At 62.9% G+C, this 12,724-nt stretch carries 15 protein-coding genes; 6 read left to right on the top strand and 9 right to left on the bottom strand.

Going from position 1 to position 12,724, the window contains the following annotated elements; genetic code table 11:
- Positions 1-154: 154 nt before the first annotated feature.
- Positions 155-925 carry a creatininase family protein gene (locus WDJ60_RS07385; protein ID WP_340099649.1) on the bottom strand — a complete coding sequence of 257 codons (771 nt, stop codon included), beginning with the start codon at positions 923-925 and terminating at the stop codon, positions 155-157.
- Positions 926-1,127: 202 nt separating this feature from the next.
- Here WDJ60_RS07385 and WDJ60_RS18825 point away from each other — a divergent pair, with 202 nt between their 5' ends.
- Both WDJ60_RS18825 and WDJ60_RS07375 read left to right on the top strand, forming a co-directional pair.
- Positions 1,128-1,250, top strand: coding sequence for a hypothetical protein (locus tag WDJ60_RS18825; protein WP_417750442.1), 123 nt, complete (start codon positions 1,128-1,130; stop codon positions 1,248-1,250).
- A 214-nt stretch (positions 1,251-1,464) separates the two neighbouring features.
- A complete protein-coding gene (locus WDJ60_RS07375; protein ID WP_340099647.1) occupies positions 1,465-3,270 on the top strand; it encodes an L-aspartate oxidase in 1,806 nt (601 codons plus the stop codon).
- On the opposite strand, the gene WDJ60_RS07370 is transcribed toward WDJ60_RS07375, so the two are convergent.
- Entirely contained in the window at positions 3,271-3,642 is a 372-nt protein-coding gene (locus WDJ60_RS07370) for a DUF2237 family protein (RefSeq protein ID WP_340099645.1), read from the bottom strand.
- A 196-nt stretch (positions 3,643-3,838) separates the two neighbouring features.
- On the opposite strand from WDJ60_RS07370, the gene WDJ60_RS07365 reads away from it, so the two are divergent.
- The gene (locus WDJ60_RS07365) at positions 3,839-4,051 is read left to right on the top strand and encodes a DUF7979 domain-containing protein (RefSeq protein WP_340099643.1); all 213 of its coding nucleotides are present in this window, start codon (positions 3,839-3,841) and stop codon (positions 4,049-4,051) included.
- Between the two features lie 395 nt (positions 4,052-4,446).
- On the opposite strand, the gene WDJ60_RS07360 is transcribed toward WDJ60_RS07365, so the two are convergent.
- Positions 4,447-4,578, bottom strand: a complete 132-nt coding sequence (locus tag WDJ60_RS07360) for a hypothetical protein (protein ID WP_340099640.1) — start codon at positions 4,576-4,578, stop codon at positions 4,447-4,449.
- A 134-nt stretch (positions 4,579-4,712) separates the two neighbouring features.
- Between WDJ60_RS07360 and WDJ60_RS07355 the strand changes: the two genes are divergently transcribed.
- Entirely contained in the window at positions 4,713-4,889 is a 177-nt protein-coding gene (locus WDJ60_RS07355) for a hypothetical protein (RefSeq protein ID WP_340099638.1), read from the top strand.
- Here the strand turns inward: WDJ60_RS07355 and WDJ60_RS07350 are convergent.
- A complete protein-coding gene (locus tag WDJ60_RS07350) occupies positions 4,886-5,971 on the bottom strand; it encodes a hypothetical protein (RefSeq protein WP_340099636.1) in 1,086 nt (361 codons plus the stop codon). The two genes, WDJ60_RS07355 and WDJ60_RS07350, sit on opposite strands and share 4 nt — an antisense overlap.
- A 67-nt stretch (positions 5,972-6,038) precedes the next feature.
- The gene (locus tag WDJ60_RS07345; RefSeq protein WP_340099634.1) at positions 6,039-6,533 is read right to left on the bottom strand and encodes a FlaD/FlaE family flagellar protein; all 495 of its coding nucleotides are present in this window, start codon (positions 6,531-6,533) and stop codon (positions 6,039-6,041) included.
- A gap of 262 nt (positions 6,534-6,795) precedes the next feature.
- Here WDJ60_RS07345 and WDJ60_RS07340 point away from each other — a divergent pair, with 262 nt between their 5' ends.
- Positions 6,796-7,695, top strand: coding sequence for a ParA family protein (locus tag WDJ60_RS07340; protein WP_340099632.1), 900 nt, complete (start codon positions 6,796-6,798; stop codon positions 7,693-7,695).
- Positions 7,692-8,657 carry a chemotaxis protein CheW gene (locus tag WDJ60_RS07335; RefSeq protein WP_340099630.1) on the top strand — a complete coding sequence of 322 codons (966 nt, stop codon included), beginning with the start codon at positions 7,692-7,694 and terminating at the stop codon, positions 8,655-8,657. The genes WDJ60_RS07340 and WDJ60_RS07335 overlap by 4 nt, the downstream gene beginning before the upstream one ends.
- Positions 8,658-8,663: 6 nt before the next feature.
- Here the strand turns inward: WDJ60_RS07335 and WDJ60_RS07330 are convergent, their stop codons facing one another.
- From WDJ60_RS07330 to WDJ60_RS07315, 4 genes are all read right to left on the bottom strand, one after another.
- Positions 8,664-9,803 (bottom strand): NAD(P)/FAD-dependent oxidoreductase, encoded by a 1,140-nt coding sequence (locus WDJ60_RS07330; RefSeq protein ID WP_340099628.1) that lies wholly within the window; start codon positions 9,801-9,803, stop codon positions 8,664-8,666.
- A gap of 56 nt (positions 9,804-9,859) precedes the next feature.
- Positions 9,860-10,837 carry a phosphomevalonate decarboxylase MvaD gene (gene mvaD / locus WDJ60_RS07325; RefSeq protein WP_340099626.1) on the bottom strand — a complete coding sequence of 326 codons (978 nt, stop codon included), beginning with the start codon at positions 10,835-10,837 and terminating at the stop codon, positions 9,860-9,862.
- A gap of 50 nt (positions 10,838-10,887) precedes the next feature.
- Positions 10,888-11,673 carry a sulfite exporter TauE/SafE family protein gene (locus WDJ60_RS07320; protein WP_340099624.1) on the bottom strand — a complete coding sequence of 262 codons (786 nt, stop codon included), beginning with the start codon at positions 11,671-11,673 and terminating at the stop codon, positions 10,888-10,890.
- Positions 11,674-11,813: 140 nt separating this feature from the next.
- Positions 11,814-12,479: a YIP1 family protein gene (locus WDJ60_RS07315; RefSeq protein ID WP_340099621.1), complete on the bottom strand. Its 666-nt coding sequence runs from the start codon at positions 12,477-12,479 to the stop codon at positions 11,814-11,816.
- Positions 12,480-12,724: the final 245 nt, after the last annotated feature.

Below are 12,724 nucleotides of genomic sequence, written 5' to 3'. Positions count from 1 at the left end.
CCGAGCACGATTGAAAAACCTTCGATTACTGACGACTACATCATTATTTATCCAACGGTATGGCGGATACGAGGACGGATTTGCGTTCAAAGATCATGAACGTTCACAAAGAAGCACACCACAGGACGGGGGAGCGGCGACTCACCTGTGCCAGTCAGACGTGGTCTTTGGGCAGTAGTTCCGCACGGTCGCGCTCGGCCAGCCAGTCACACAGCGAGACCAGTTGGTCGCTCGCGGCCTCGAACAGTTGCTCGCCCTTCTCGGCAGTGGCGTCGGTCTGGTCGCCCAGTACACCGTTGTCGGTGTTGTCGATAGCGTCGTAGAACGTCCGGGCACCGTGGACACGCATCGCGTCGTACTCGAACTCGGTCAGGCCGCCGTCACGGGCCTCGGCCAGTCGGTCGTCGTGGACCAGGTCGCCCGCGATGTGTTGAATCATCGCCGTCTCCTTTGGCCCGCCGTGTGGCCCGTTCGTCTCGAAGAGGTCGTCGACCAGTTCGGGAATCGACTCGTCCCACATCCACTCGACGGCGTAGGCGGTTTCGGCCTCGTGGAGGCGACGGCCCACTTCGCGGAGGTGTTCGACGTTGCCGCCGTGGGCGTTGACGAAGACGATGCGGTCGATGCCGTGGTACGCGAGGTTCTCGGAGAAGCTCTCGACGTAGTCTCGGAAGACCGGCGCGTCGACCCACATCGTCCCGTGGAACTGGCGGTGGTGTGGGCTGACGCCCACGTTGATTGTCGGTGTACAGAGGTAGCCGGTTCGCTCGGCAGCCTCGCGAGCGAGCGCCTGTGCAATCAGGTGGTCGGTCCCTTCTGGCAGATGCGGGCCGTGCTGTTCGGTCGACCCCAGTGGAACGAGCGCGAGTGACTCCTCCTCGAAGTACGTCCGGAGGTCTGGCCACGCTTCATCGGCGAGATACATCGCCTGAAGGGAATGGTGCAAGCGCCAAAAGCGGTTCCCTCGAACCCGACGATACCACCACGAGACCCGCCGAGACATGCTTCCCGGCTTGCTCCCTAGGCGAACTGATGAGACGAACTACCCGACGGAGCGTCGGTGTAGTGCTCGCATTCGCGTTCGTTGTCGGACTGTTCACCGCGGGACCGCCACGGTGTCGTTGGTCATGCTGACGACGAGGCTCTCTGGCCTGCCCGACGACCCGGTGCTGGCACAGATCACACTCGTCGGGCTGACCTCCGCGTTGATGGTCACGGTGTGGGGCGGTACTCGCTGGACTCGATGGTGATCCCGGCGTTGCACAGACGGTTCGACCCGCATAGCGAATCGCCAGCCTCGACCGGGACGGATTGACGCCGACTACCCGCCGAGCCGAGAGACCAGTCGAGCTGGTATTTTGCAGTGTATTTAGGTGCGGAAACTACACTCAGAGGTCCGATATCGCCCGCTGAACGGACACACAACCGCGAGGGGTTCAAGCCCCTTCGGCCCCAAACATTGGTATGGAACAAGACGACCTCGGAGCCACGGCTCCCACCGGAACAGCCATCGATTACGAGACGGTCAACGTGGGTGCGCTGGTCGTTGGTGCGGGCGCTGCGGGGGCACGAGCCGCCATCGAGATGGTCCAGTCGGGCGTCGACCCCGAAGACGTGCTCGTCATCGGGAAGCGGAGCCACGGTGACGCGCACACGACGTGGGCGCGCGGCGGTATCAACGGCGCACTCGGGACACACGACCCCGAAGATGACTGGACAATTCACGCCGCAGACACCCTCAAAGAGGGGCACTTCCTCAACGACCCCGAGAAAGTCGAGACGGTGACCAGGCAGATGCCCGACCGGTTGCGGGAACTCGACGACTGGGGGATGGAGTACAGTCGGACCGAGGACGGCGAGATAGACCAGCGGTACTTCGGTGCGCAGTCGTTCCGGCGGACGGCGTTTGCCGGCGACCACACCGGCGAGTCCATGCTGCGGACGCTCATCGAGCGCGCCCAGTCGCTCTCGATTCCCTACCGCGAGAACGTCTTCGTGACGAAGTTGTTGGCCGACGACGACGACCGACTGCTTGGCGCGGCCGGGTACGACATGGACACCGGCGAGTTCGTTCTCTTCGACGCCGACGTGGTCGTGCTCGCTGCCGGTGGCTACACCAGCCTCTTCCAGCGACACTCCTCCCGGGACGACGAAAACACCGGCGACGGTCCGGCCCTGGCATACCTCACCGGAGCCAGCCTCCAGGACATGGAGTTCGTGCAGTTCCACCCGACGGGGATGGTCGGCGACCGGTACGGCGAGGAGTGGGACGGCCGCCTCGTCACCGAAGCCGTTCGAGGCGAGGGTGGCCGACTCTACAATACAGAAGGGGAACGGTTCATGGAGCGGTATTCTCCCGACCAGATGGAACTGGACGCTCGCGACGTGGTCGCCAGGGCTATCGACGAGGAAATCGAGGCCGGACGCGGCACGGACGCTGGCGGCGTCTATCTGGATATCTCCCACCGCGACCGGGATTTCATCCAGGAGCGCCTGCCGCGGATGTACGAACGCTTCGCTGATCTGGGCGTCGACATGGCCAAAGAGCCCGTCGAAGTAGCGCCGACAGCCCACTACGGCATGGGTGGGGTCGTCGTCGACAGCGAGGGCGAAACAGGTATCGACGGGCTGTACGCTATCGGTGAGACGATGGTCGGCGTCCACGGCGCAAACCGTCTGGGCGGCAACTCGCTGGCCGAAACCGTCGCGTTCGGGCAGGTGACCGGCGAGGCCGTCGCCGAACGTCTGCTCGCCGGAACCACACCCGCTCGCGACAAGGGCGTCCTGCACGACCGCGCGCGCCAGCACTTCGCTACTCTCCGGACCCTCACCGGCCGGGACGGCGAGTACGACCCCGAGACGCTGCTGGACGAACTCCGTGGCCTGCTCTGGGAAGCCGCCGGTATCCGCCGGACCGACGACGAGATCGAAGCAGGCCTAACCCGACTTGGCGAACTCCAGCGGAAGGCAAGCAACGTCGCGCTCGGCCAGCGGACCGGCCGTGCCTTCGAGTTCGCGCTGAACCTCGGCTTCGGGCTGGTCGTCGCCGAGAGCATTCTCCGAGGAGCGCGCGAGCGCACGGAGTCCCGCGGCGCACACTACCGGACGGACTATCCCGAGCGAGACGATGCCTGGCGGCGTAACATCGACATGCACGAGGACAGCGTCGGCGCGATGCGCCTCACCACCGAGCCGGTGGGAACACCGAGCGACGCCGTGCAGGCGGCGCTAGACGCCGACTACGAACTCGACTACCACCAACTGGAGTAGTCACTCGACGGCGTGCGCTTCGAGTTCGGACAGCTCGACTCTGTCGAGGACCTCCTCGGCGGTCGCCGCCAACACGACCGGCGGGGCCACGTCGGCCGCCTTCGCCTCGAGCCAGCGGTCGATACAGAGACACCACTGGTCGCCCGCCGTGAGTCCGGGAAAGTCCAGTTCCGGGCGTGGTGTTATCAGGTCGTTGCCACGCGATTTACTGTATTCGAGAAACTCCTCGGTCATCACCGCACAGAGTTCGTGCCGACCGGCGTCCTCAAAGAGGTGGTGACAGCAGCCGTCACGCAAGTAACCGGTCGTCGGGTCCTCGCTACAGGTCGCCAGTTCGGTCCCCAGCACGTTTCGCTCTTCCGCTTCGCTCATGGCCGTCGTTGGCCCTGAAAGGGGTAATCAGTTGGGGAGGAGCGCAGCAGCCATCTTCGAATGGAGGCAGCGTTACGTTATGAACACTTGTTATTTTATACCCGTATTGAACGATCGTTAGATGTATTCTCAGCAGAAATTTTAGCAGTAGATTGAAGTACGTCCAGAACTGAGTGGGTGTTAGACCGTCACAAACATGGCACGACAACTCACGGCGCAGCAAGTAGACGAGGTCCCACAGACGGCAACGGTCAGCGACTACGACGAACTCCTCGAAGACGAGCAGGCAGCAGTGCGCCGACTCGTCGACGGCGAATCGGTCACAGGGAGTACCAGTCTCGACAGCGATGTCGTCCGATTTACCGGCTATTATCGCATCGAGAGTCGGGGCGCGCAGGCCTCAGACTGAGCGGTAGTTTACTGAATCGCTCGTATCAGCGTTCGAGATTGGCCAGCACAGCTGTTGCTAACTGATTAGCGAGAGTCAAAAACGGAACTATAGCCGTCTATACGGAGTGTACCAGTGCGGACGATACGATGCGACCGGATTTGAGGTCGTGCCGATTCATGATTATGCCGTGACGCGGAACGATTCCTTCTGGATGATTTCGGTGCTGTGGCAGTTCGGGCAGGCGTACTCAGTCAGCTTGGTCGTCTCGTCGTTGTAGTTCATTCGCGAACCGCACCGGGTACACTGTGTCATTCCACTTCTCTCTACAACGGAGGGATTATTAATCATTATGGTTTTCGCGGCTCTTGCGAAATCCGACCGTCTGCGCTCGAAAAGACAGGAAAATAGACGTCTCAGGCGGTAACTCTGTAGGCTGGCTTCCAGACAATCTCGGTGTTGTGACAACTCGGACAGACGTACTCGGTTAGTTTCGTCGTCTCGTCGTTGTGGCTCATCCGCGAACCGCACCGGGGACAGTGTGTCATGACTGGACCTTCGATACCCGTATTATTAATTATTAGGTTTTTGTAGAAGAGTCGTTCTTGCATGCGACAGACGAAACAGCGACAGACAGCTGTCTGACGGGGTTTTACAACCGGACTGGAAGATACCCTCTGGTATGGCCCGGCTCAAGATATCGTTGCCAGACGAACTCAGACGCGACCGGAGAGGGTCGGAGAGACGACCGGGCGCAGAGACGACATCGCGTCGGCTCGGCTCCGGCATCGAAGGCGCTGACGACACGAGCCGGAAAATCATCCGCTGGCTCGATTGCTGGGCGAAGAGCGACGACTAGCTGTTCTGGGCGAGTCGCGCCGCGATGCGCTGTGCACCGATGGTCGCCGAGAGGTCCGGCCGCTCGGCGGCGACGGCCTCGATTTCTCGCCCGAGTGCCTCGCCGACGCGCTCCTCGAACTCCTCGACGATGCCCGGGATACAGGCCATCCCGCCGGTCAGCACGACCGGACGGTCGAGTGCGAGCTGGTAGACCTTCATGTGGTCGTTGGCCAACTGCGAGAGGAACGTGTTGGCAAACTCCTCGACGACATCGTCCAGATACTCGTTGCAAGCGTCCATCACCGACCGTTCGATCGTGAACTCGTGCGAGCCGCCGCCGGGCTGCTGGATGATGTCGGTGAAGGGCTCGAACTCCTCGAAGTCGGCGTGCTCTTCTTTATACTCCCGAGCAGTCGTGATATCGATGTTGACGCGGCCCTGCGTCTCCTCCTCGACGTAGTTGGCGATGACGCGGTCGACTTCGTTGCCGGTGACTGAACCGGTCGTGAAGGGTGAGATCTGCTCGCCGCGTCGGTAAGCGGATGCTTCGAGATTCGTCGACCCCATATTGACGGAGACGAAGATCTGCTCGATTGCTTCGAGGTCGTCGCCGAAGGCCGGAATCGAGCCACAGAGCGACTCGGGATAGCTCTCTATCAGCGCGGTCCCGATGGGGCTGTCCTCGATGACGTTCTGGAGATTCGCCAGTCCCTCCGGGTTGTCGATCGTCGGAATCGCGTACACGACCGCGCTCTCCTCGGGGATCTCGTGGGACTCGATGATACTCCTGAAGAACTGCTCGGTCAGTTCCGCCCGGTCTTCGTCTTCGGGCAGGCCAGACCGAAGCATGAACTGCACGCGGTCGGGATACTCCCGGGCGGCTTCCTCACCGTAGAGATACTTTTCCTCGCCAGTCAGCGGGTCCTCGTAACTCGCCAGACAGGTCAGCGTCCGAATAGTCTTCAGGCCGGAGCCGTCGTCGGTCGGAAGCGCAATCACCGTTCGGGTACTCCCGAGTTTCACGCCGACGGGCACGGCGTCGCTGTCGGTTCCGCCGTCGCCCGACACCTCTTCGGTCTCGGCGTCCACATCGGTACTCATACACGCGGCTGTTACAGCGCACCCGGTATATAAGAATCGAAAAGGGTAATGAAGACGATACGACCCGTTAGGCCATCGATTCCAACTTGGCGATGTAGACGAGACTCAGCATGTGGTCGTCCACGTCGAGGCTGTTGCCGTCGTTTGCAGCCTGGTCGTCGAGTCCGAGCAGGTAATCACCGAGGTCCGCCTCGACGCCCTCGGTAATCCAGCCGACCGACTCGTAGTAATCGAGTGCTTCGGTGGCTCCCTGGTAGCCGGCGTGGAGAAGCAGGAACTCGAGCCACTCGAAGATGAGATTCTCTCCGGCGTAGTGTTCGGGAAGCCCCTCCAGGTAGGGTTTGGTCGTCTCGCCACTCCCGGCTTCGAGCGGGAGGAGTTCGCGGTACAGCCCTTCGCGGAAGGAGCCACCGGTGGGAGTGGTCGGTTCGTCCTCGCCCGGCCCCATCGACCCGAGGCCGATGTCCGAGTCGGAGTCACCGCCACCGTTGGTCTGCCCCCCGCGCTTCCTGGCCATCTTCCGCAGCTCGTCCAGGTCGTAATCGCGCGGGTTGATACTCATGATAGATAACGGTGCGTTCCCCATTGTGTTAAATCTTACACACAGTCAGACGGGCGTCTGACGTCGCTCCGGCCTGATTTCGCCGTTCCCAAAAGGATACCCAGGAAGGAAAAAGGAAGCAGACAGCCAGACAGACGCCACTCCGGAGTCAGAGCGTGTTGCAGTAGGAGGGTCCTACAACCGGTAGCCGTCTCTTTCTTTCGAGTGATAATAGGGAACGTATTTTTATTACGGCGGGCCCCGGAGTTTTTTGTAGCTGCTGATGAGACGCGACGATAGTGCTGCGCGCATCTGCGTGACGAACGCGAAGGGCGGGACTGGCAAGACCACAATCGCGATCAACGTCGCCGGCGCGCTCAACGAGCGCGGCCGGGACGTGCTCTTCGTCGACCTGGACCCGCAGGGCAACGCCACCGAAGGGCTCGGACTGCTGGGGGCGTACGACGCCGCGCCGCCGACGCTTTTCGACGCGCTGACCGACCACACGCGCCGGGACATCGTCACCGACCTGGTCGTCGAGCACGACGAGATGGACGTGCTCCCGGCGAACATCGACCTCCTGCAGGCCGAGCACGAACTGACGATTGCCGACCTCATCGCACGTATCAAATCCGACCCGGACCTCTCGGGCGGACTCGACGCACTCGAATCGCTCGCAATCAACGTCGACCCGGCCGGCATCACCGGGACACACGCACTCGACGCACTCGACCTTGTACTGGCGGAGCTCGACCACGACTACGACTACGTCATCGTCGACTCCCCGCCCTTTTATGGGAAACTGACTGACACGGGCATCTTCGCCGCGCGCAACGTCATCGTGCCGGCGCTGACCGAGGCCACCTCCGAGCGCGCAATCGAGTTGCTCATCGACCAGATTGCCGCACTGGAGGGACAGGTCGGCATCGAGGTCAGTACCGTGGGTGTGGTGGCAAACCGCATCGAGAACACGAGCGAGGACCGGACGATGCTCCAGTGGTTAGAGGAGGTATTCGCGGACTTCCCTGTCTGGGAGGTCCGCAAGCGCGTCGCACTCCAGCGGGCGTTCTCGGCCGGAACATCCATTTTCGGCTACGAGAAGCGCGTCGATATGGAGGAGATCTTCCTCGACATCGCGACGGAACTCGACAGGCAGTTCGGCTACGCCGAGGTGACAGCATGAGTGAAAACGAACGCATGGAACGAGCACGGCGCATCCGACGGATGCGCGAGGGACAGCGCGACGGCGAGGACGACTCGCCCGAAACCGACGATACCGACGAGCGGTCGGCCGAGTCCAGTCCGGACGACACGACCGGAGCGGACAACGAGCACCAACAGACCGAGACACCGGCTGCAGCCGACGAGCAGCCACCAGCCGACAGGGCGACCACGTCGACCGACGGCGGTGCCGCCGCGACCACTGCACGACCCGAGACGGACGAGCCGGAGACCACCGACGAAGCGGCAACCGGTGAAACCGACGAGGCGAACGAGACGGACGACGCCGTAGACGAGGCAGTCGAGACCGCCAGCGGCACGCGGGCCGAGTTGCCGAGCGCCGAGCAGATGGAGGCCGCCATGGAACAGACCATGGAGCAGGCCGAGCAGGTCGCTGAAGAAGCCGACAGTGAGGCCGACGACGACGCCGAAGATACCGACCCTGTAGACGAGGAGGCGGCAGGCCCGGCAGGCCTCGCCGGCGAAGCCGAACAGACCAAAGAAGCCGACACCCGCATCCTCGAGTTCACGCTCGACGACGAGCAGTACTGTCTCGACATCCAGTACATCGAGGAGATCGTCAAACACACGAACATCACACGGGTACCGAACACGCCAGAGTTCGTCGAGGGTGTCGTCGACCTCCGCGGACAGATTACGACCATCCTCAATCCGAAGGTGACCATCGACAAGCCGAACAAGGAAGCCGGCGACCTCATCGTCGTTTTCGACTCCGAGGCCTTCGAAGACCAGGGTCACATCGGCTGGGTCGTCGACGACGTGCGCCAGGTCTCGCCAATCAGCGAGGACCAGGTCAACACCCCGCCCATGCAGGAAGACTACATCAACGGCGTCATCGACCGCGACGACGGCGAGTTCGTCATCTGGACGACGCCCGACCTCGCGCTCGAAGAGGCCGAGTAATCGCTGTTAGTCCGCCTTGGCTCCGCCGACTTTCTCCCAGACGTAGTCGCTGGCGTTCTGTACTGCACCGATTGAGGTGAGATAGCCAGCACCGACCGTCGTCTTGAGCGCCTTTGCCGCTCGTCCCCGGACGACCTGCCCGCCGACCTGTGCGACGGCGCCGTCGCCGACGCTGACCAGCCAGCCGAGTTCCGTGTACCGATAGCGGTCGAGTCTCGGTGCGAATCCCTCGCCGGTGCGCTCGTGAGCGAGGAGTTTCTCGATATTGTTCGCCGCGACGCCTGCCTGCCGGACGGCCGTCTGTGCGCTCGCGGGGGCCGGCTGGCCGTCAGTGTCGACGACGCGCGCGGCGTCGCCCGCGACGAACGCACGCTCGCCGAGTCGGAGGTCCGCACGCACCTGTGGGCGCTCACCCCCCGCAGCGTCCTGGCCTGCGATACCGCCCGTCCAGATGAACTGGTCGTAGTCGAGTTCGTCACCGGCGGTGAAGGAGACGGTATCTTCGGTGGCAGCCTCGACGGTGCGGCCGGTCTGGACGGTGACGCCACGCTCGCAGAGTTCCTCGGCGACGGCTCGCTGAAATCGCTCGGGGAAGTTCGGGACGACGCTATCGAGGCGTTCGACGAGTGTTACCTCGACGTCACCGTCGGCCGTTTCTGCCATCGCCGCGAGTTCGCCCGCAATCTGGATACCGGAGAGGCCGGCACCGCCGACGACGACGCTGCCACCGTGCTCGCGAAGTGGTTCGAAATCCGCGCGGATGCGCTCTGCGTCCTCGATGCGTTTGAGCGGCGTCGCGTGTTCACGAACGCCTGACATCTCGTAGAAGGCCGTCTGCGCGCCGAGGGTGACAGCGAGATACTCCGCATCGAGTGTTCCGTCAGCGAGGTCGACAGTCGCTGTGTCGGGGTCGAACCCGGTCACTTCTGCCTGCAGGAACTCGGCACGATCGAGCAGGTTCTCGATAGGCAACTGGAGGTCGTCGGCCAGTGACGGGTGGCTGACGACGCGGTGAATCAGGTGCTGGACGAGGTGCGTGTCACGTTCGTCGACGAGCGTAATCTCGTCTTCGGGAGACAGTGACTGCTCAAGTTTTCGCGTGAGACTGATACCGGCGTAGCCAGCACCGAGAACGGCGACGTGCATACCAGTGGTTGGGCTGGAACGGAGTAAAGCCCTGCGACGGGTGAACGGTGGCGGGCTCAGAACAGGGCGTCGCTCTCGTCGAGAATCTCGGCCGGGCCGCCGAGTTCCCAGACGCGCGTGTCGACGCCGCAGTCCGCGACGACTGCCTCGACCTCGTCGACGTACGCCTCGGTCGTGTTGACGTACACGCTCGCACCGGTGTCGACGGAGAAGTAGACCGGGACGCCCTCCTCGCGGAGCTCCCGCACGGCGTTGAAAATCTCGATTGTCCGGGGTTGCCAGTAGACCCACCCCGCGGGGCCGGTCATCGTCGTCGCCGCCAGCGACAGCGAATCATGCTCGGCGAGTTCGAACACCGCCTCGAAGTCGCCGCCGCGGAGCGCGTCGCGCATCTCGGCGATCTGGCCGTGCATGTGAGCCATCCGCGATTCGAACATGTGGCTGTCGGCGGCCTCCTTGTGTGCCGCTTCGGTCTCCTTGTAGGAGGGGACCATCCCCGCGACGATGCGGAGATCCGATTCGAGGTCGTCGGGGACAGGAATCCGCTCGGAGCGACAGTCCTCGTCGTTGAGTCCCGTCCGCAGGTGCGAGAACCCGCCCGTGACCGCGCGTGCGGCAGAGGAGGAGCCGCGGCGTGCGACGGTCGAGATCTCCGGGCGCGTCATGTCGAGTCCGGCGGCCTCGACGAGAGCCATCGCCGCCGCGGCGAAGCCAGACGACGACGAACCAAAGCCGATGTTCGTCGGGAAGGTGTTCTCCGATTCGAAGCGGACGCGGTGGTCGATGTCGGCCAGTTCGCGGACGTGGTCGACGACCGCGCGAATGCGTTCAGCACCGCGGCCCTCGACTTCCTCACCGTCAATGGAGTACTCGTCTTCGGCCAGCGAGTCGTCGAACGCGGCGGTCGTCTTCGTGTGACTCGGTGCGGTACAGAGGCTGATGGAGTCGTGATACGGGAGTCTGAGTTCCTCGTCGCGCATCCCGTGGTACTTCACCAGTCCCTGAATCGGGTGCGCTTTCGCTGTCGCCTTCATATCACCTCCTCCGTGGGGCAGCACTTGGCGTTTGTGAACCGACGCCGACGTCACGCGATGCCGAGACCGCCGAGAACCAGTCGAATCCCGATGAGTGTCAACAGAAGGAAAACGCCCCGTCTGCGTGCCTGCGTGCTCACCCGGCCACGCACTCGCTGGCCGACAGTGACGCCGACGACGGCTGGCACCGCGGCGGCCGCCGATAACCCGACTGTCGCAAGGTCCGGATAGAGACCGAGCGCGCCCGCCGCGCCGACGCGCACGCCGTTGAGGCCGAGGAACACCAGTGCGACGACGCCGACGAACAGGCCGTGAGAGAGGTCACAGCTCCGAACGTAGGCGATGAGCTGGACGCCGACGTTGGTCCCGCCAAAGACGACACCGGAGATGCCGCCGAGACCGACCATCGCCGGCGTCGACTCGACGAAACAGCCCGATTTCGCGCGGTCCAGCCCCGGGAGTGCGACCAGATTCTGTGCGGTGAGCACGAATCCGAGTGTGAGCACGCCCAGCCCCACGCGCAGCGGGGCCGCGGGCAGACTTTCGAGAATCGCCATCCCGACGACAGTCCCGACCAGCGCCGAGAGAATCAGCGGGGCGAATCGGCTCCCGCAACTCCGGAGGTCGGCAACAGAGAGTTCGCGGACGAGTGTGAGATTCGCCGCGAAGATGGGGAGAATCATGAACACGACGGCCGTCGCGGGTGCAATCAGCGAGGCCAGCGCCATCGTCCCCACGATGGCGAACCCAAAGCCCGCCACACCGTTGACGACCCCGGCCACGAGGACGATGGTCGCCACCAAGAGCAACACATTCAGCGACAGCGAAATCTGCACGCCAGCGGTGTTTGAGAGCGGTTCGAATAAAGGTAGCTCACGTCGCAGTAAGGTGATCGATCTGTGACCAGCGTGGCCGAGAGCGTTGTTGCAGTATGTGGAAGGGCCGGGCTGGTGATCACCTGACGTGACCGTTCCCCTTAGAGGAACCAGAACCAGAACTCGTAGAGAAAATACGCGCCAATCGGAATTGCGGTCGTCATGATGGCCTGTTTACGCGTGAGACCACGTGCGGCTTCGAGTGCGTGCACCCAGATGTATCCGACCCAGATCGTGACGAACCAGGACAGTGCCGGGTCGATGAGGTCCGTCAGCAAGAGCGTGTCCCAGTAGGCGTTCGGGCCGAAAAGTACGATAAAAGCGAGGAGTTCGACGAGTACGAACGCGGTGTACAGCAGTGCAGGGAGGAACCCCCACCCTGTGTAGAGCAGCAGTCGCCCGAACCGTCCCGTCTCAGTGAACAGGCCCGAAACGAGGTACAGTACGGCTGCCAGGGCGAGCCAGAAACCCAGAGCGAAGATGACGACAGAGACGAGGCCGACTGCATACCAGACCCACGCTTCACCCAGGAGCCCGGGGAGTCCTTCAAGGCCCATCCCGGGCGGAGCCGCCGTCTCGTTGGGAACGAGGTCGGCAAACTCCGGGTCGGTCGCTAGCTCCTCCCAGAGAATCTCGGTGAAGAGTATGCCGACCAATCCATAGAGCAGCGACCAGACCACAACGATACTCGCTGGTGGCAGGAACGCCGGTGGACTGGCCCGCTCGCTAAAAAATTCGCCCGGACGTACCAGCGGAGTTCTAACCATAGACCCCTCTCTCTGAGACGTTCAGTTTGTAAGAGAGTCGCTAATCCGTGGCTCGCAGACCGTCGCTCAAATATTCGATAATCAACGCGGCCGAGAACGCGTGCCCGAAGGGCCGCGTGATTCGGGGAAGGGCAGGCCTGCCGTTGCTGTGCGGTGCTGTTGCGGAAGAAACTACGATAGCACCTGCGAGCGGTCTACCGACCGCGAGCAGCCTTTTTCACTATGTTTTTTCGGCAAGCGGTGCG

The organism is Salinibaculum salinum, from assembly GCF_037645885.1.
GTDB classification, from domain to species: domain Archaea; phylum Halobacteriota; class Halobacteria; order Halobacteriales; family Haloarculaceae; genus Salinibaculum; species Salinibaculum salinum.
This window is presented reverse-complemented; position numbering and strand designations above follow the sequence as displayed.

Coding starts and splice junctions, on each gene's coding strand:
- WDJ60_RS07385 (WP_340099649.1), bottom strand. CDS start 925: ATGTATCTCGCCGATGAAGCGTGGCCAGACCTCCGGACGTACTTCGAG.
- WDJ60_RS18825 (WP_417750442.1), top strand. CDS start 1,128: ATGCTGACGACGAGGCTCTCTGGCCTGCCCGACGACCCGGTGCTGGCA.
- WDJ60_RS07375 (WP_340099647.1), top strand. CDS start 1,465: ATGGAACAAGACGACCTCGGAGCCACGGCTCCCACCGGAACAGCCATC.
- WDJ60_RS07370 (WP_340099645.1), bottom strand. CDS start 3,642: ATGAGCGAAGCGGAAGAGCGAAACGTGCTGGGGACCGAACTGGCGACC.
- WDJ60_RS07365 (WP_340099643.1), top strand. CDS start 3,839: ATGGCACGACAACTCACGGCGCAGCAAGTAGACGAGGTCCCACAGACG.
- WDJ60_RS07360 (WP_340099640.1), bottom strand. CDS start 4,578: ATGACACACTGTCCCCGGTGCGGTTCGCGGATGAGCCACAACGACGAG.
- WDJ60_RS07355 (WP_340099638.1), top strand. CDS start 4,713: ATGGCCCGGCTCAAGATATCGTTGCCAGACGAACTCAGACGCGACCGG.
- WDJ60_RS07350 (WP_340099636.1), bottom strand. CDS start 5,971: ATGAGTACCGATGTGGACGCCGAGACCGAAGAGGTGTCGGGCGACGGC.
- WDJ60_RS07345 (WP_340099634.1), bottom strand. CDS start 6,533: ATGAGTATCAACCCGCGCGATTACGACCTGGACGAGCTGCGGAAGATG.
- WDJ60_RS07340 (WP_340099632.1), top strand. CDS start 6,796: ATGAGACGCGACGATAGTGCTGCGCGCATCTGCGTGACGAACGCGAAG.
- WDJ60_RS07335 (WP_340099630.1), top strand. CDS start 7,692: ATGAGTGAAAACGAACGCATGGAACGAGCACGGCGCATCCGACGGATG.
- WDJ60_RS07330 (WP_340099628.1), bottom strand. CDS start 9,803: ATGCACGTCGCCGTTCTCGGTGCTGGCTACGCCGGTATCAGTCTCACG.
- mvaD (WP_340099626.1), bottom strand. CDS start 10,837: ATGAAGGCGACAGCGAAAGCGCACCCGATTCAGGGACTGGTGAAGTAC.
- WDJ60_RS07315 (WP_340099621.1), bottom strand. CDS start 12,479: ATGGTTAGAACTCCGCTGGTACGTCCGGGCGAATTTTTTAGCGAGCGG.